Source organism: Pandoraea sp. PE-S2T-3 (genome assembly GCF_002179965.1).
Classification (GTDB): Bacteria; Pseudomonadota; Gammaproteobacteria; order Burkholderiales; family Burkholderiaceae; genus Pandoraea.
Map to the genome: position 1 here is coordinate 202,195 of NZ_NGUQ01000015.1, position 16,486 is coordinate 218,680.

General features: G+C 62.9%; 17 protein-coding genes. 3 read left to right on the forward strand and 14 right to left on the reverse strand.

Features of this window, described 5'->3' with window-relative positions; all coding sequences use genetic code 11:
• Positions 1 to 8: 8 nt before the first annotated feature.
• The 9 genes from bamC to CDV46_RS13150 form a co-directional block, all read right to left on the reverse strand.
• A complete protein-coding gene (gene bamC / locus CDV46_RS13110; RefSeq protein WP_087688206.1) occupies positions 9 to 1,157 on the reverse strand; it encodes an outer membrane protein assembly factor BamC in 1,149 nt (382 codons plus the stop codon).
• A 52-nt stretch (positions 1,158 to 1,209) separates the two neighbouring features.
• Positions 1,210 to 2,127, reverse strand: coding sequence for a 4-hydroxy-tetrahydrodipicolinate synthase (dapA, locus tag CDV46_RS13115; RefSeq protein ID WP_087688207.1), 918 nt, complete (start codon positions 2,125 to 2,127; stop codon positions 1,210 to 1,212).
• 42 nt (positions 2,128 to 2,169) lie between these two features.
• Positions 2,170 to 2,799 (reverse strand): class I SAM-dependent methyltransferase, encoded by a 630-nt coding sequence (locus CDV46_RS13120; RefSeq protein WP_087722925.1) that lies wholly within the window; start codon positions 2,797 to 2,799, stop codon positions 2,170 to 2,172.
• Complete coding sequence (locus CDV46_RS13125; protein WP_087688209.1) at positions 2,796 to 3,998, reverse strand: tryptophan--tRNA ligase; 1,203 nt, start codon at positions 3,996 to 3,998, stop codon at positions 2,796 to 2,798. The genes CDV46_RS13120 and CDV46_RS13125 overlap by 4 nt, the downstream gene beginning before the upstream one ends.
• Before the next feature lie 58 nt (positions 3,999 to 4,056).
• Positions 4,057 to 4,722 (reverse strand): site-2 protease family protein, encoded by a 666-nt coding sequence (locus CDV46_RS13130; protein WP_087688210.1) that lies wholly within the window; start codon positions 4,720 to 4,722, stop codon positions 4,057 to 4,059.
• A gap of 85 nt (positions 4,723 to 4,807) precedes the next feature.
• On the reverse strand, positions 4,808 to 5,434 hold the full coding sequence (locus CDV46_RS13135; protein ID WP_087722927.1) for an L-threonylcarbamoyladenylate synthase: 627 nt from the start codon (positions 5,432 to 5,434) through the stop codon (positions 4,808 to 4,810).
• 12 nt (positions 5,435 to 5,446) lie between these two features.
• Entirely contained in the window at positions 5,447 to 6,280 is an 834-nt protein-coding gene (locus CDV46_RS13140; protein WP_087722929.1) for a 3',5'-nucleoside bisphosphate phosphatase, read from the reverse strand.
• 193 nt (positions 6,281 to 6,473) lie between these two features.
• On the reverse strand, positions 6,474 to 7,364 hold the full coding sequence (locus CDV46_RS13145; protein ID WP_087722931.1) for an alpha/beta fold hydrolase: 891 nt from the start codon (positions 7,362 to 7,364) through the stop codon (positions 6,474 to 6,476).
• Between the two features lie 74 nt (positions 7,365 to 7,438).
• A complete protein-coding gene (locus tag CDV46_RS13150) occupies positions 7,439 to 8,416 on the reverse strand; it encodes a ferritin-like domain-containing protein (protein ID WP_441339335.1) in 978 nt (325 codons plus the stop codon).
• 49 nt (positions 8,417 to 8,465) lie between these two features.
• Here CDV46_RS13150 and CDV46_RS13155 point away from each other — a divergent pair, with 49 nt between their 5' ends.
• The 3 genes from CDV46_RS13155 (at position 8,466) to CDV46_RS13165 (ending at position 10,622) form a co-directional block, all read left to right on the forward strand.
• Positions 8,466 to 8,990, forward strand: a complete 525-nt coding sequence (locus CDV46_RS13155; RefSeq protein WP_058379389.1) for a gamma carbonic anhydrase family protein — start codon at positions 8,466 to 8,468, stop codon at positions 8,988 to 8,990.
• 236 nt (positions 8,991 to 9,226) lie between these two features.
• A complete protein-coding gene (hslO, locus tag CDV46_RS13160) occupies positions 9,227 to 10,162 on the forward strand; it encodes an Hsp33 family molecular chaperone HslO (RefSeq protein WP_087688214.1) in 936 nt (311 codons plus the stop codon).
• A gap of 7 nt (positions 10,163 to 10,169) precedes the next feature.
• The gene (locus CDV46_RS13165) at positions 10,170 to 10,622 is read left to right on the forward strand and encodes a hypothetical protein (protein ID WP_140413359.1); all 453 of its coding nucleotides are present in this window, start codon (positions 10,170 to 10,172) and stop codon (positions 10,620 to 10,622) included.
• A gap of 101 nt (positions 10,623 to 10,723) precedes the next feature.
• Here CDV46_RS13165 and ftsB read toward each other — a convergent pair whose 3' ends face one another.
• The 5 genes from ftsB to CDV46_RS13190 form a co-directional block, all read right to left on the reverse strand.
• Positions 10,724 to 11,137, reverse strand: a complete 414-nt coding sequence (gene ftsB / locus CDV46_RS13170; protein ID WP_087688216.1) for a cell division protein FtsB — start codon at positions 11,135 to 11,137, stop codon at positions 10,724 to 10,726.
• Between the two features lie 71 nt (positions 11,138 to 11,208).
• The gene (eno, locus tag CDV46_RS13175) at positions 11,209 to 12,492 is read right to left on the reverse strand and encodes a phosphopyruvate hydratase (RefSeq protein ID WP_058379392.1); all 1,284 of its coding nucleotides are present in this window, start codon (positions 12,490 to 12,492) and stop codon (positions 11,209 to 11,211) included.
• Between the two features lie 391 nt (positions 12,493 to 12,883).
• Complete coding sequence (kdsA, locus tag CDV46_RS13180) at positions 12,884 to 13,738, reverse strand: 3-deoxy-8-phosphooctulonate synthase (protein ID WP_087722933.1); 855 nt, start codon at positions 13,736 to 13,738, stop codon at positions 12,884 to 12,886.
• A 33-nt stretch (positions 13,739 to 13,771) separates the two neighbouring features.
• Entirely contained in the window at positions 13,772 to 15,430 is a 1,659-nt protein-coding gene (locus CDV46_RS13185) for a CTP synthase (protein ID WP_058379394.1), read from the reverse strand.
• Between the two features lie 123 nt (positions 15,431 to 15,553).
• Complete coding sequence (locus CDV46_RS13190; RefSeq protein ID WP_087688733.1) at positions 15,554 to 16,384, reverse strand: alpha/beta fold hydrolase; 831 nt, start codon at positions 16,382 to 16,384, stop codon at positions 15,554 to 15,556.
• Positions 16,385 to 16,486: the final 102 nt, after the last annotated feature.

Here is a 16,486-nt window from a genome sequence, read left to right on the forward strand (position 1 = left end):
GCCCCGCCTTAACGGAGCTGGTTGCCGATCACGCTGATGATCGTCTGCGCGATCTGCGAGTTGTCGACGTTACCCTTCTCGTCGAGCACCTGCACGCGAGTCTGGCTGTCGCCGCGGCCTTGCACGTTCACGCTGTACTTCTTCGCCTTCTTGCTGTCCTGCACTTCCTTCGCATGGAACAGGCTGTAGAAGAAGCCGTTGTCCTTCGCCAGCGATGCCGGATCGACATAGCTCACGAAATACAGGCCCTTGGCGCGATCGCGATCGTCCACGGTGAAGTTACCGCGGTCGAGCGCAACGCCCACGCGACGCCATGCGCGATCGAACGGCTCGTTGATGTCGAGATAAGCGGAGTCAGCCGTCTTCACGACCTGGCTCGCCGGCGCGCCCGATTTGGCGTTGTCGACTTGCGCCTTCGCCTGTTCGGTCTGTGCGCCGAAACGCTGCATCATCTTCGTCAGGAAGATCGCCTCGAGACCCGGATCATTCGGCGCCGGTTCCCACTTGGTCGTGTCCTTCTGCGAGTTCGTGAACACTTCCACCATGCGGCGGTGCGTGATGTACACGTCCGTGCCGCCGTTCGGATCACGTTCCACACGGGTGCGGAAGCGATCGCGCTCGCCGGTCGAATACAGGCCGTCGAGCACCTTGCCGAGCAGGTCGCGGATGATGTCCTGATTGAGCTTGGCGCGGTTCTCGGCCCAGTCCGTTTCCATCACGCCGGTGTCCGGCGAATCGATGGTCAGCACAAAACCGTTTTCTTGCCAGAATTCACGCAGCGTCGGCCACAGATCGGCCGGTGCCTTCTGAATCACCAACCAGCGCTGGTTGCCGTCGCGCACGACCTTCATGCCCGGCACGTCGGGCAGCACGGTGTCGTTCGCATTCGGATTGGCGGCAACGACCTTCTGCTGCGTTTCGTAGTTCGACAGCGTAGCGGTACCGGCCGGCGACACGTACTTGCGGTCGTTGGCCTGAACATTCGTCAGATCCGGCGGAACGTCGAGCGAGGGGCCGACCTTGGAGCTCTTGTAATCCACCTTATCCGAGGACAGGGCGCTGGAGAGCGAACTGCAACCGGCAACGAGGGCCAACGAGGCGATAGCGGCCCATGCCAGCACGGGACGAGCTACGGAAATACTGACGATTCGTTTCATGAGTCGCAAAAAAAGGGGTGGGCAATCGATCCCGGGAGCCACAATGAAAAACTTAAACGACAGCGATGTTCGCCGCCTTCAGGGCACTCAGCACCGTTTCCTGATACGCCTGCGCGAGCGGCGTGAGCGGCAGGCGAATGCCCGACGCGATCATACCCATCTTTTGCAGTGCCCATTTCACGGGGATTGGATTGGCTTCGACGAACATTGCACGGTGCAGTTCGAACAACGCGAATTGCAGTTCTCGTGCCTTGGCCACGTTGCCGGCCAGCGCAGCGACGCACAACTCGTGCATTGCACGCGGTGCCACGTTGGCGGTGACCGAGATATTACCCTGACCGCCCATCAGCATGAGCGCTACGGCCGTCAGGTCGTCGCCGCTATACACGGCGAAGCTCTTCGGGGCGCGCCGGATCAGGTCGATACCGCGATCCAGGTTGCCCGTGGCGTCTTTCACGCCAACGATGCCGGGCACTTGTGCCAGACGCAGCAACGTATCGTTGCTGGCATCTGCCACGGTACGGCCGGGCACATTATAGAGGATGACCGGAAGCTCGACGGCTTCGGCAATGGCCTTGAAATGCTGGTACTGGCCTTCCTGCGTCGGCTTGTTGTAGTACGGCACGACTTGCAGCGAAGCATCGGCACCCACTGACTTCGCGTGCTTGGTCAGTTCGATGGCTTCGGCCGTCGAGTTGCCGCCCGTGCCGGCGATCACCGGCACTTTACGGCCGCGCGACTGCCCGGCTTCGGCCGTTTGCTGCACGGCGATTTCAATCAGTTCGCAATGCTCTTCGACGTTGACCGTCGGCGATTCGCCCGACGTGCCGACGATGACGATACCGTCGGTACCTTCGTCGACATGCCAGTTGATCAGGTTGCGCAGCGCTTCGCGGTCAAGGCTGCCGTCTTCGGCCATCGGCGTGACGATCGCGACGATACTGCCTTGAATCGGTGTTTGGGTAGTCATGGTTTATCGAACAATTCAGCGATAAGGGTGGATTGTAGCGGATTACGCCGCCGCCTCGTACAGCGCGGCAGTCCCGGGGTTTTCCCCGGGGGTCGCGCGCGTCGCGCACAAACGCTGCACGCAGGCCGCACGAGGTGCTGCGAGCGTGACATCTTCATAGGCCGCCACGCGCAGATTCGCCGCGCGAGCCACGTCCAGCAACTCGCCGGGCGCCAATAAAAACAAGGGATTGGACGGCTTCCCGAACCTTTCGTTTCCCTGCGCAAATGTTTCGTACAGCAGCACCCCGCCGGGGGCCACACACGCCGCAATACGGGCAAGTAACGGACGGTACAGATAATTCGTGACGATGACGACGTCGAAGACGGCCTCGTCCGGCAACGGCCACGCCGCGCCTTCGAGATCGGCCTGCAATGCGGTGACGCCGGGCAAGGCCGCCAATGTGGCAAGCGCATCGGCATCGCGATCGATGGCGCTCACTTGCGCCCCGAGTCCCGCGAGCCAGCGCGTGTGACGGCCATAACCGCAAGCGAGGTCGAGCGCACGCGCGCCGGGCCGGACAAGATGCGCCCAACGCGCGACCCACGCCGACGGTGCGCCGGTACCGTGCGGTGCGGTCTCGCTCACCGCCGCGCCGTCGATACCGATGCCGGAGACTGGCGTCGCCGTCATGAATATTGCAGTCCCATCGCTTCGCGCACGTCGCGCATGACTTCCTGCGCAGAACGGCGCGCCTTCTCGCAGCCATCCGCGACGATGGCGCGCAGCAACGACGGATCGTCCATGTACTTCTGCGCGCGCTCCAGCATCGGCTGCTGCTCGCGCAGAATGCCTTCGATGACCGGTTGCTTGCATTCGATACAGCCGATGCCGGCACTACGGCACCCCTTCTGTACCCAGTCGCGCGTGTCGTCATCGGTGTAGACCTGATGCAGTTGCCACACCGGGCATTTATCCGGATCGCCCGGATCGGTGCGTCGCACACGCGCCGGATCGGTCGGCATGGTGCGCACCTTCTTCGTGATCGATTCCGCGTCTTCGCGCAGGCCGATCGTGTTGTTGTACGACTTCGACATCTTCTGGCCATCGAGCCCCGGCATGCGCGAAGCCGGCGTGAGCAGCGCCTGCGGCTCGACCAGAATCAGCTTGCGGGCGCCTTCGAGATAGCCGAAGAGCCGCTCACGGTCACCCATCGACAGCGACTGCGATTCGGAGAGCATCGCGCGCGCCTGTTCCAGCGCCTCGTCGTCGCCCTGCTCCTGATACGCCGTACGCAGTTCGAGATACAACTTCGAGCGCTTGCCGCCGAGCTTGCGTGCAGCCGACAGCGCCTTCTCTTCGAAGCCCGTTTCGCGACCGTACAGATAGTTGAAGCGTCGCGCGATTTCGCGCGTCATCTCGACGTGCGGCACCTGATCTTCCCCTACCGGCACGTGCAGCGCGCGGTACAGCAGAATGTCGGCCGCCATCAGCACCGGATAGCCGAGAAAACCATACGTCGACAGGTCTTTCTCGCGCAGTTTCTCGATCTGTTCCTTGTACGTCGGCACGCGCTCGAGCCAGCCCAGCGGCGTGCTCATGCCGATCAGCAGCGCGAGTTCCGCGTGCTCGGGCACCTTGCTCTGAATGAACAACGTGGCCTGATTCGGATCGATACCGGCGGCAAGCCAGTCGATCAGCACGTCCCACACGTTCTGCTCGATGACTTCGGGGGTTTCGTAATGCGTGGTGAGCGCGTGCCAGTCGACCACACAGAAATAGCACGGGTACTCGGACTGGAGCTGAATCCAGTTCTTGAGCACACCGTGATAGTGGCCGAGGTGCAGGCGACCGGTCGGTCGCATGCCGGAGAAAACGCGTTCGGGGTACATAGGGTCCGGTGTTGTTTTGTGGTGCTTTTTGTGGGTGAATCTGTGTCTTTCGGGATCGTCAGGAAATCAGCGACAGCAACGGCGTCAGCATCCATACGATGAGGTCGCGGCCCCATTGAATGAGCGGCCAGAGCCACACACGGCCCAGCACACCACTCACCACGAGCGCCATCACGATGAAGAAGCCGAACGGCTCGAGGCGCGAGAGTGTGTAAGCCGCACGTGCCGGCAGCAGCGAGACGAGCACGCGCCCGCCATCGAGCGGCGGAATCGGGAACAGATTGAACATGCACATGACGAGGTTCACCAGCAACCCGGCCTGCGCCATCATCATGAAGAACGGTTCATGCACACCAGCGATCTGCAAGCCCACGCCGAAGAGTGCCCACAAAATCGCCTGAGCAAAGTTGCACAGCGGGCCGGCCAGCGCCACCCAGATGGTATCGACGCGCGGGTTACGCAAACTGCCGAACGCCACCGGTACCGGTTTGGCGTAACCGAACAGGAACGCACCGCTCGTCATGAAATAGAGCGCGAGCGGCACGAGAATGGTGCCGATCGGGTCGATGTGCTTGATGGGATTGAGCGTCACGCGCCCCATCAGAAAGGCCGTAGGGTCGCCGAAATACTTCGCGACATAGCCATGGGCCGCCTCATGCAACGTAATCGCAAAGAGGACGGGGAGCGCGTAGACCGCAATGGTCTGGATCAGGTCGGCATTCATAGCCGGCTATTGTAGCAAGCCAGCCCGCGCGCCAGTATTACGGGATATTGCGCAATCCCGGCCACCGAGGGGTTGCCCGGCCCGATCAGGACAGCCCGAACGGCGCCAGCGAGCCGCGGCCCCGACGGATGACCTCGGGCGGCGTGACCGTCAGATCGACCACGGTCGACGGCTCTTTCGGACAAGCCCCGCCGTCGATCACGAGATCGAGCTGCTTTTCGAGCCGCTCACGAATCTCCTCGGGGTCGTTCAGCGGCTCGGTTTCATCTGGCAGGATCAGGGTCGTGGCGAGCAGCGGCTGGCCGAGCTCTTCGAGCAATGCCAGCGTGATGGCGTGATCCGGCACGCGCAGGCCGATGGTCTTTCGCGACGGATGCGACAACCGGCGCGGCACCTCTTTCGTGGCCTCGAGAATGAACACGTAGGGCCCCGGCGTCGTGGCCTTGATCAGCCGGAACTGACGGTTGTCCACCATCGCAAACTCGGCGAGTTCAGACAGGTCACGCACGAGCAGCGAGAGCATTTGCTTCTCGTCGAGTCCGCGAATGCGGCGCAGGCGATCGACAGCGCTCTTGTCGTCGATGTGACAGGCAATTGCGTAGCTCGAATCGGTAGGCAACGCCACGATGCCGCCCTTGTCGATGATCTGGACGGCCTGCTTGATGAGACGTGACTGCGGGTTTTCCGGATGGATCTGGAAGAATTGCGACATAGCGTCGTAAATTTACTGCCAGCGGCTCCAGACGGGAACGAGATCGTCCGGCAACGGTGGCAGCTTGCCGAGAAGCGCTCGGCTCTCGGTCGGTCCATGGAAATCCGAGCCGCGCGAGGCCAGAAAGCCATACTGACGCGCAACCTCGGCGTACTCGCGATACTGATCCGGCGTGTGACTGCCGGTGACGACTTCGATGCCTTCGCCGCCCAGTTCGCGAAACTGATCGAACAGTGCGCCAAACTCAAGCGGCGTGAATTTGTAGCGCCCCGGGTGCGCCACGACGGCAATGCCGCCGGCACCGACAATCCACTTCACCGAGTCCTGCAAGGTAGCCCAGCGGTGCGGCACATAACCCGGCCGCCCCTCGGCGAGATAACGGGAGAAGACGTCGGACACCGACACACACTTGCCGATTTCCACCAGATAACGCGCGAAGTGCGTGCGCGAAATCAGGTCGGGGTTGCCGACGAAGCGCAGCGCGCCCTCATACGCATCGGGAATACCGGCAACGGCCAGTTGTTCGCTCATCAGCTTCGCGCGATCGGCGCGTCCGCCACGCGTTGCGGCCAGCCCGGCCACCAGCGCGGCATTCTCGGGATCGATGTTCAGGCCGACGATATGGACGGTGCGATTGGCCCACGTAATCGAAATTTCCACGCCACTGACGTAGCGCATGCCCAGCGCTTCGGCCGCAGCCCTCGCCTCGCGTTGACCGCCGATTTCATCGTGATCCGTGAGCGCCCACAGGTCGACCCCGGCATCGGCCGCGACTTGCGCCACTTCAGACGGCGAGAGCGTGCCGTCCGACACTTTGGAATGACAATGAAGATCTGCGTTGAACATGATGTGCCGCCAGGCGATGACGCGTCATTCGCGCCGGAATCCGGCGCATGACGTCGTATGACGTGTTCATTCTACCGCTCAAGTGGACGCGATGCGAGTTGCCATGTGGTTTTGGAGGCACGGTACGGCGCGTGCGAAACGGCTCGCCAGACGGGCTGGCAACGCGTTTTCACCGTTGCGGGTCAAGCCGACGTCACTCGCGGCAGAAGTCGTCGATCAGCTTCGCCACCGCTTCCGGCTGATCGTGATGGAGCATGTGCCCGGCATCGTCGACGAAAGCCTCGGTCAGATTCGGAAACACCTCGAATCGCTCACGGAAAACCGCCTTGCCCTGCGCCCCGACGAAGTGGCGCAACACCTCGGAATCGGTGGCCTCCACATGCAATACCGGCGCGCTGACATTGCCCCACACCGCCATCGCCTCATCCAGACGATAGGGATAGGGGTTCGTCATCTTGTGCGCAGCATCGGCCAGCAAATGCCATTGCCCGTCGCGCGCCTGACGCGCCCAACGCTGCGCCAGCCACTCGGCGCGTGCCGGCAACAATCTCGGGTTGGTCTTGCGCAGGCGCTCGGCCACGTCGGCGTGCGTTGCATACGGGCGCAATGTCGGTGGATTTTGCAGATCGTCCAGCCAGCGGCCCAGTTGTCGAATCGCTGCCAGCGGCTGCGACGGCGGCAAACCGAAACCCTCCAGATTCACGAGGCGGCGCACACGTGCCGGACGCACCCCCGCGTACAGGCATGCCACGTTGCCGCCCATGCTGTGACCGATCAGGTTGATGGCCTCACCCGGTTCGGCATACACGTCGATCAACGCTTCAAGATCGCCGAGATAGTCGGGAAACCAGTAGCTGCCGCTGCGGCCGTCGGCGACCGGCCAATCGGTCAGGCCGAAGCCCCGCCAGTCCGGCGCGAGCAGATGCCAGCGCTGCGCCAGCGACTCCGCCACAAACTGGAACGAGGCTGACACATCCATCCAGCCATGCAACAGGAACAACTTCGGTGCGCCGGGCGTCCCCCATTGCCGAACATGGTGGCGCAGGCCGCGCACGGTGAGAAACTCGGATCGCGAATCGGTCATGACGCCGCCAGATAGTGAAGATCGAAACAATTAGGAAAAGTCGAGTATATCGGCATCAAAAACAGGACGGCGCCTCACCCGCCCGCTTGCAACGCGGCCAATTCGTCGTCGTCGAAACCCGCGGCGCGGCGCGCTTCGAGATTGAAGGGACCGCGCAGGCGCGGCGCACCGTATTGCGCGGCCAGCCGGGCGTAGGTCTCGACGGGCTCGCAACCGGCGCGCTCGCAACCCCAGCGATACCAGCGGTTGCCAATGGCCACGTGACCGATCTCGTCGCGCAGGATGATGTCGAGAATCGCGGCGCCGGCCTTGTCGCCTGCGCTCGCCAACTTGGCCCGAATCGGCGGGCTGGCGTCCAGCCCCCGGGCCTCCAGCGTGCGCGGCACCAACGCCAGGCGTGCGAGCCAGTCACCCGACGTCTTGCGCGCCATCACCCACAGGCCGTCGTGTGCGGGGAAACATCCGTAGCAGTAATCGTCGCCCAGTGTCGTCAGATGTTCGGCCAGCAACGAGAAGTGATAGGCCTCTTCGGCGGCAACCAGCATCCAGTCGTCGTAGTACGCATTTGGCAGGCCATCGAAGCGCCACAAGGCGTCCAGCGCCAGATTGATCGCATTGAACTCGATATGCGTGAGCGCGTGCAGCAGGGCCGCGCGGCCCGCCACGGTCGTCACGGCGCGGTGCTCCAGCTCGCGCGGCGAGACGAGACGGGGCTCGGCCGGCCGCCCCGGGATGCCGGGCTCATCGACGCCATCATGATCACCCGCCGCGCCCGATGCGCCGGATGCGTTGGGTTCCTCGGCGCCGTCCGGCATCGCGTTCAACTGGCGCGCGGGCTGCCAGATCGCATTCCCGGCAAGCACCGCCTCTCGCAGGGCGATCACGCCCGCCGCCTTCACGAACGGATCGCATTGCCGCAGCAGCGCCAGCGCCCGCTCGCGGGCACACGTTGGCTCGCCAGACATGGTGAGGGCTTGGGCAGACGCGGACAAATCAGGCGTATTGACGCGGGCGGCACTGTCACCGCCGGGCGCAGGAGTGAAATCGGGCATGACGTTACAATAGCAATTTCGTCGATTTTAACCGCGAACCAAAGCCGCCATGCCGATCTATAAACTTGGAGACAAGACCCCGCAGATCCACGAAAGTGCTTTCGTGGCAGACACCGCAACGATCATCGGCGAGGTAGTCCTTGCCGAGAACAGCAGCGTCTGGCCCGGGGTTGCCATTCGCGGCGATAACGAACCGATTCGCGTGGGCGTCGGTACCAATGTGCAGGAAGGTGCCGTCCTGCACGCCGACCCGGGTTTCCCGCTGACGCTGGCGCAAGGCGTGAGCATCGGCCATCAGGCGATGCTGCACGGCTGCACGGTGGGCGAGAATTCGCTGATCGGCATCCAGGCCGTGCTGCTCAATGGCGCGGTCATCGGCCGCGACAGTCTGGTCGGCGCCGGTGCGCTGGTGACCGAGCGCAAGACGTTTCCGGACCGCTCGCTGATCCTTGGCGTCCCCGCCAAGGTGGTGCGCGAGCTGACCGATGAAGAAGTGGCCAATCTCAAGCGCAACGCCGATACGTATGCGTCGCGCCGTCAGGTGTTCAAGGAACAACTGGTGCGCATCGGCTAAGCAGGTGAAGGGAGGGCGTTGCATGCGCCGGCGGGCCCGGTGCATAGGCGCCCTCGAGAATGGGCTAAATGGGCTAAATCGGCCCAAAACCGGCAAAACCGGTCAAAACAGGCCCCAGTGTTGAAAATGCGGCGCGTGCCCCCAGATATTGCAGCATCCACGTCAACCGCCGGCCCTGCGCGCGCCTTTCTGAGGCACGATTCGCCGGCGTTGCCGCATTTTTCAGGAATTCGACCGTGTCCGATCAGCTTCAAAAATTCATGTTCGACGCCGCGCCCGTGCGAGGCGAATACGTCAGCCTCGACACCACTTGGCGTGCCGTGCTCGAACGTCACAACTACCCGGCACCGGTCCGGCATCTGCTTGGCGAAATGATGGCCGCTGCCGCCCTGTTCACCGCGAACATCAAGTTCGACGGCGCGCTCGTCCTGCAACTGCACGGTGACGGCCCGGTCAGCATGATCGTCGTCGAGTGCAATGCCGATTTCACGATGCGTGCCACCGCCAAGTACAGCGGCGATATTCCGGACGACGCCTCGCTCAAGGCGATGGTCAACGTGAATGGCCGCGCCCGCTTTGCGATCACGCTCGACCCGCGCGTCAAGCAACCGGGTCAGCAACCCTATCAGGGCGTGGTGGCGCTGTCCGACGAGCATGGCCCGCTGCCCGATATGGCCTCGGTGCTCGAACACTACATGCACCACTCGGAACAGCTCGATACGCGCCTGTGGCTGGCGAGCGACGATACCCGCACCGTGGGCGTCCTGCTGCAAAAGCTGCCGGGACACGGCGGCACGGCGGGTAGCGGCGCGGAACGTGCGCCGGAGATCGATGAGGACACGTGGAACCGTGTCTGCCAACTGGGCAATACGCTCAAGCGCGATGAAATGCTCTCGACGGACCGCGAAACGCTGCTGCACCGCCTCTTCTGGGAAGAGACCGTGCGTGTGTTCGATCCGCAAACCGTCTCGTTTCGTTGCACTTGCTCGCACGAGCGCGTGGCCAACATGCTGCGAACGCTCGGCGAAGCCGAAGTGATGAGCGTGTTCGACGAACGCCCCAATGTGGAAGTAGCCTGCGAGTTCTGCCGTCAGACCTATCACTTCGACAAGGTGGACGCGGCGCAACTGTTCTCGGAGCAGCCGCACTCGGCGCCTTCGCAGCATCATTGAAGTCGACATGACCCGACCGCAGCCCGCCTCCCCCGCCCGCCTCTCGCGGCGTCGCTCACCGCTTCGATCACCGATTCAACGGATGGTCGGCGCGGCGGGTGCGTGCCTGCTGACGCTGGTGGCGGGCTGCGCGCAATGGCAACTGCCGCCGCCGGACGCCCCTTCCGCCCGCTTGCCGGAATCGCAGCCGGCGCAGGCCGCAGCCGCGTTGACGGCCGAGCAGCAGCAAGACCTGACGCGCCTGAACAAACGCATCTACGACGAGCAGGAACGTACGATCGAGCGCGAGCGCCTTCAGCGCGCCATCGACGATGCGATGCGCAGCTACGCGAGCAACGCCTACTTTTACAGTGGCTGGGGCGGGCCGGGATGGTACGGACCCGGGTGGTACGGACCGGGCGGTTACGGCCCCGGGTGGTACGGGCCACGCACGACGGTTGGGGTCGGGTTCGGCTTTTGACGTCCCGGCAAACACAATAAAAAAAGACGCTCATTTGAGCGTCTTTTTCATTCAACGTACGACTTCCGTGCCACCGATCCTGCCAGCAGCAGTAGCAGCGATCAGTGATGCTGCGCCTTCTTGCCCTTGGCCTGCGAGGCAGGCGCTGCGGGCGGCGTATTGCCCACGGTCTTGTGAGCAGGTTCGTTCGACGACACGAGGGGCGCGTCGGCGCCCGAGGCGGCTTGCGGGCCGCTACTGCCGTCGGGTGCGACGAATTGCACGAACACCTCGCCGTCCTTGACCATCCCCAGCTCGAAACGAGCGCGTTCCTCGATCGCCGACGTGCCTTCCTGCAAATCCTGCACTTCGCCGGCAAGACGATCGTTACGTTCTTTCAACTGCTCGTTCTTCTGCTGTTCGGCGCTCAGTTGGTCGCGCAGTTCGTGCACATACAACCAACCACCGTGGCCGAACCAGAGCGGATACTGAATGACTGCCAACAGCAGCACCAGTACCAAGGTCACCATTCGCATGCTTTCGCCTGGCAGGAAATCCGGGAACAGGACCCCGAGCGGACTCGGGGCTCACTTCCCGGGAATCGGAATTAGCGCAGATTGTAGAACGTTTCCTTGCCCGGGTACGTCGCGATATCGCCGAGATCTTCTTCGATACGAAGCAGCTGGTTGTACTTGGCGATACGGTCGCTACGCGAGAGCGAACCGGTCTTGATCTGACCGGCGTTGGTGCCCACGGCGATATCGGCGATCGTCGAATCTTCGGTTTCACCCGAGCGATGCGACACCACGGCCGTGTAACCGGCGCGCTTGGCCATCTCGATGGCGGCGAACGTCTCGGTCAGCGTACCGATCTGGTTGATCTTGATCAGGATCGAGTTGGCGACGCCTTGCTCGATACCTTGCTTCAGGATCTTGGTGTTGGTCACGAACAGATCGTCACCGACCAGTTGCACCTTCTTTCCCAGCTTGTCGGTCAGGATCTTCCAGCCGGCCCAGTCGTCTTCCGACATGCCGTCTTCGATCGACACGATCGGGAACTTGTCGCACAGCGCAGCCAGGTAGTCGGCAAACTCTTCCGACGTGAGCGACAGGCCTTCGCCGGCCAGCTCGTACTTGCCGTTCTTGAAGAACTCGGTCGATGCGCAGTCCAGCGCCAGCACGACGTCGTCGCCCAGACGGTAACCGGCCTTCTCGACGGCTTCCTCAATGGTCTTGAGGCACTCTTCGTTCGACGCGAAGTTCGGCGCGAAGCCACCTTCGTCGCCCACGGCCGTGCTCATGCCCTTGTCGGCGATGATCTTCTTGAGTGCGTGGAAAATTTCGGCGCCGCAACGCAGGGCTTCACGGAAGCTGGTCTGGCTGACCGGCATCACCATGAATTCCTGGATATCCAGGCTGTTGTTGGCGTGCGCACCGCCGTTGACGATGTTCATCATCGGCACCGGCATTTGCATCGCGCCCGAACCGCCGAAGTAGCGATACAGCGGCAGGCCGGCTTCTTCAGCGGCGGCCTTGGCCACGGCCATCGACACGGCCAGCATGGCGTTCGCGCCGAGGCGCGACTTGTTGTCCGTGCCGTCCAGCTCGATCAGGGTCTTGTCCAGGAAGGCCTGTTCGGCGGCGTCCAGACCCATGATGGCTTCCGAAATCTCGGTGTTGATGTGCTCAACAGCCTTCTGCACACCCTTGCCAAGATAACGGCTGCTATCGCCGTCACGCAGTTCGATGGCTTCGCGCGAACCGGTCGATGCGCCCGACGGCACCGCAGCGCGGCCCATCACACCCGACTCCAGCAGCACGTCGCACTCGACCGTCGGGTTGCCACGCGAATCCAGCACTTCGCGCCCGATGATATCTACGATTGCACTCATGAATTCCTCAATATCTGAAAGACAAAACGCTAAAGGGAACCTGCATCGCGCCGCAGCCCGTCAAGCCAACCCCACGCCGGGCGCGAACAAGCGCGCCGAATCCTGACGTAGGCACCGATGCCGCGCTCGCGCGCGCACCGGCAAGGCATTACATAAACGGGGGAACAACGGCGCCTCGAAATGAGGCACGGCGGCCTGTGGGGTGACATCGATGTCGTCGGTGCGCTCGGCGTACGGCACGCTGGCATCTCCTTGGGGCTCGCCCCGCGGCGGGCACTTTGTCCCGCTGCGCGACAAGCTTAACGACTCGACGCCAGGCTGCCAAGGCGTCGCACCGCTATACCCGTCCTGTGGGCGTACTGATAGTGCCCCCAGGACGGTGTGTCTCATTTCAGTTGAAATTGTTTTCCAGGAACTGGCCCTGCTTCACGGCCGCATCAATGGTCTTGAGCGTCGTGAGCAGTTCGCGCATGCGGCCGAGCGGCACGGCATTGGGGCCGTCCGAAAGGGCCTTGGCCGGATCAGGATGGGTTTCCATGAACAGGCCCGACACGCCCACGGCCACGGCAGCGCGCGAGAGCACCGGCACGAATTCGCGCTGACCACCGGAGCTGGTGCCCTGCCCGCCCGGCAATTGCACCGAGTGGGTAGCATCGAACACGACCGGCGCACCGGTCTCGCGCATGATCGCCAGCGAGCGCATGTCCGAGACCAGATTGTTGTAGCCGAACGAGACGCCGCGCTCGCAAGCCATGAAAACGTCATCCGGCAGACCGGCTTCGCGAGCAGCGTCGCGGGCCTTGTCGATGACGTTGATCATGTCGTGCGGTGCGAGAAACTGCCCCTTCTTGATGTTCACCGGCTTGCCCGACTGGGCGCAGGCACGGATGAAATCGGTCTGGCGGCACAGGAATGCCGGCGTTTGCAGCACGTCGACGATGGGTGCGGCGACAGCCACATCCTCTTCGGTGTGCACGTCGGTGAGCACCGGCACGCCGAGCTGGCGGCGTACTTCTTCGAGGATCTTCAGACCGGCCTCGCGGCCCGGGCCGCGAAACGACCTGCCCGAACTACGATTCGCCTTGTCGAACGACGACTTGTAAATGAACGGGATGCCCAACGCGTCCGTCATTTCCTTGAGCTGACCGGCGACGTCGATCGTCATTTGCTCCGACTCGACGACGCAAGTGCCTGCAATCAGGAAAAACGGCTGGTTCAGGCCAACCTCGAAACCGCACAGCTTCATGGGAACTCCTTGTTTCTCGCCCGCAGCTCAGCCTCAGGCCGCTTTCTTGCGCGACTGCTGACCTGCCAGCGCCGCCTCGACATACGCCTTGAACAGCGGATGGCCGTCACGCGGCGTCGAGGTGAACTCCGGGTGGAACTGCACGCCCACGAACCACGGGTGTACCTGCTGCGGCAATTCCATCATTTCCGGCAGATTTTCCGTCGGCGTGCGTGCCGAGATCACCAGACCAGCGGCTTCGAGCTGCGGCACATAGTGATTGTTGACTTCGTAGCGGTGACGGTGACGTTCGTTGACCGTGTCGCCATAGATGCGCGAGGCCAGCGTTTCGGTCTTGACCGGCACGCGTTGCGAGCCGAGGCGCATCGTGCCGCCCAGATCCGAATCTTCCGTACGTTGCTCGATCTTGCCGTCGCGATCTTGCCACTCGGTGATGAGCGCCACGACCGGGTGCGGCGACGACGGGTCGAATTCCGTGCTGTTGGCACCACCGAGCTTGGCGACGTCACGCGCGAATTCGATCACGGCGAGCTGCATGCCCAGGCAGATGCCAAGGTACGGCACGCGGTTCTCGCGGGCGAAGCGAATCGCCTTGATCTTGCCTTCGGTACCCCGACGGCCGAAACCGCCCGGCACGAGAATAGCGTCCAGATGCTTGAGCGCATCGGTGCCATCCTTCTCGACCTGTTCCGAATCGATGTACTCGATGTTCACGCGCGTTTCCGTATGGATCGCGGCGTGACGCAGGGCTTCGATGAGCGACTTGTACGACTCGGTCAGATCGACGTACTTGCCGACCATGCCAATCGTCACTTCGTGCTTCGGGTTCTCAACGGCCTGCACCAGACGGGTCCACATGGACAGGTCGGCCGGCTTCACTTCGAGCTTCAGTTCGTCGCAGATGATCTTGTCCATGCCCTGATCGTGGAGCATCTGCGGAATCTTGTAGATCGTATCGACGTCCCACACCGAAATCACGGCGTCCTGCGGGATGTTCGCAAACAGCGAAATCTTGGCGCACTCGTCTTCCGGAATCTGACGGTCGGCGCGGCACAGCAGCACGTTCGGCATGATGCCGATCTCGCGCAGCTTCTGCACGCTGTGTTGCGTCGGCTTCGTCTTGAGCTCACCGGCCGTCGCGATGTACGGCACGAGCGTCAGGTGCACGAAGGCCACGCTGTTGCGGCCCAGACGCAGATTCATCTGACGTGCGGCTTCGAGGAACGGCAGCGACTCGATGTCACCGACCGTACCGCCGATTTCGACGATGGCGACGTCCGGATGGCCGTCCCATGCCGAGCGCGCGCCGCGTTCGACGAACGCCTGAATCTCGTTGGTGATGTGCGGAATGACCTGAACGGTCTTGCCGAGATACTCGCCCCGGCGTTCCTTACGGATCACCGATTCGTAGATCTGGCCCGTCGTGAAGTTGTTCGCCTTGCGCATTTTGGCGCTGATGAAGCGCTCGTAATGGCCAAGATCGAGGTCGGTTTCTGCGCCGTCCTCGGTAACGAACACCTCACCGTGCTGAAACGGGCTCATCGTGCCCGGATCGACGTTGATGTAGGGGTCAAGCTTGAGGAGGGTGACTTTTAGGCCACGCGATTCGAGAATCGCGGCCAGAGATGCGGCAGCAATTCCCTTACCAAGAGAGGAAACCACGCCGCCCGTGACAAAAACGAATTTAGTCATCGCAGTAATTGCTCGCGGGAAAGCCGGATTATACCCGAAAGCAGCCCTGCCCTCGACGTGCCAAACGGCAAATATTGACCTTGACAGGTGTCGCGTGCGCCGTTCCCAGCAAGGCTGACGCGCTCAGGCGGCGAGTGGCCGGCGATAACCCCCGCGCAGTTCCGCAAGCATGTCGCGTACAGCGGCGGCCGTCTCGAGCGGGCGCTCCATCGGGAACAGGTGGGTGCCGTGCACGTAACGCAAATGCGTGCCGACGATTTGCCGCGTCGCGCGCATGCCGGCCTGACGCAGCTCGCGCGACTCGGTGCCCGCGAGAAAGCCCACCGGCACCGGCACCCCGCGCATCGCCCGCACGGCAAGCAGCGGCGGCAACGTCAGGTAAATGCGATATTCGATCTCGCGCGCGAACGCCAGCCGCCGGGCTTCGCCCTCGCCGGTCGGCAGGGTACCGCAGTCGATATAGTCGCGCAGCACATCCTGATCCCAACTGGCGAACACCGGCTTGCTCGCAAAATGCTGCCAGGCCGACTCCCAGTCCGGCCAGCGATCGCGGCGCTTCTTGGTTACCCCTGCCGGCGACATCCGTTCGTAGAGACCGGTCAGCATCCCGAGTCGCAGCATCTGCGTGCGCCAGCCCGGCGTGACGATCGGGGAATCGATCATGACGACACCCCGCACACACTGCGGCGCCTTGAGCGCCGCCATCAGACTGAGAAATCCGCCGAGGGAATGACCGACGAGCCAGACCGGCTCGCCGTGATATTGGCGCGTGAGGGTGTCGACGAGCTCGTTGCGCAGATAGCGCCACCCCGGCGTCACCGGGTAGCGCGGATCGTGGCCGATACGATCGATGGCGCGCACGTCGTACTCGTCGGCCAATGCGCCGAGCATCTTGCGGTACACGCCAGCCGGAAAGCCGTTGCCGTGCGAAAAATGGATGATGTCTCTTGTCATGGAATCTTTTTGGTCTTGGCGCGCACCCGCGTTATTCAGTGCACTCATCAGTGCACTCGTCAATGCGCTCGTCAACCCACTTGGTCAACGCACTTCAGCACA

Coding starts and splice junctions, on each gene's coding strand:
- bamC (WP_087688206.1), bottom strand. CDS start 1,157: ATGAAACGAATCGTCAGTATTTCCGTAGCTCGTCCCGTGCTGGCATGG.
- dapA (WP_087688207.1), bottom strand. CDS start 2,127: ATGACTACCCAAACACCGATTCAAGGCAGTATCGTCGCGATCGTCACG.
- CDV46_RS13120 (WP_087722925.1), bottom strand. CDS start 2,799: ATGACGGCGACGCCAGTCTCCGGCATCGGTATCGACGGCGCGGCGGTG.
- CDV46_RS13125 (WP_087688209.1), bottom strand. CDS start 3,998: ATGTACCCCGAACGCGTTTTCTCCGGCATGCGACCGACCGGTCGCCTG.
- CDV46_RS13130 (WP_087688210.1), bottom strand. CDS start 4,722: ATGAATGCCGACCTGATCCAGACCATTGCGGTCTACGCGCTCCCCGTC.
- CDV46_RS13135 (WP_087722927.1), bottom strand. CDS start 5,434: ATGTCGCAATTCTTCCAGATCCATCCGGAAAACCCGCAGTCACGTCTC.
- CDV46_RS13140 (WP_087722929.1), bottom strand. CDS start 6,280: ATGTTCAACGCAGATCTTCATTGTCATTCCAAAGTGTCGGACGGCACG.
- CDV46_RS13145 (WP_087722931.1), bottom strand. CDS start 7,364: ATGACCGATTCGCGATCCGAGTTTCTCACCGTGCGCGGCCTGCGCCAC.
- CDV46_RS13150 (WP_441339335.1), bottom strand. CDS start 8,416: ATGCCCGATTTCACTCCTGCGCCCGGCGGTGACAGTGCCGCCCGCGTC.
- CDV46_RS13155 (WP_058379389.1), top strand. CDS start 8,466: ATGCCGATCTATAAACTTGGAGACAAGACCCCGCAGATCCACGAAAGT.
- CDV46_RS13165 (WP_140413359.1), top strand. CDS start 10,170: ATGACCCGACCGCAGCCCGCCTCCCCCGCCCGCCTCTCGCGGCGTCGC.
- ftsB (WP_087688216.1), bottom strand. CDS start 11,137: ATGCGAATGGTGACCTTGGTACTGGTGCTGCTGTTGGCAGTCATTCAG.
- eno (WP_058379392.1), bottom strand. CDS start 12,492: ATGAGTGCAATCGTAGATATCATCGGGCGCGAAGTGCTGGATTCGCGT.
- kdsA (WP_087722933.1), bottom strand. CDS start 13,738: ATGAAGCTGTGCGGTTTCGAGGTTGGCCTGAACCAGCCGTTTTTCCTG.
- CDV46_RS13185 (WP_058379394.1), bottom strand. CDS start 15,430: ATGACTAAATTCGTTTTTGTCACGGGCGGCGTGGTTTCCTCTCTTGGT.
- CDV46_RS13190 (WP_087688733.1), bottom strand. CDS start 16,384: ATGACAAGAGACATCATCCATTTTTCGCACGGCAACGGCTTTCCGGCT.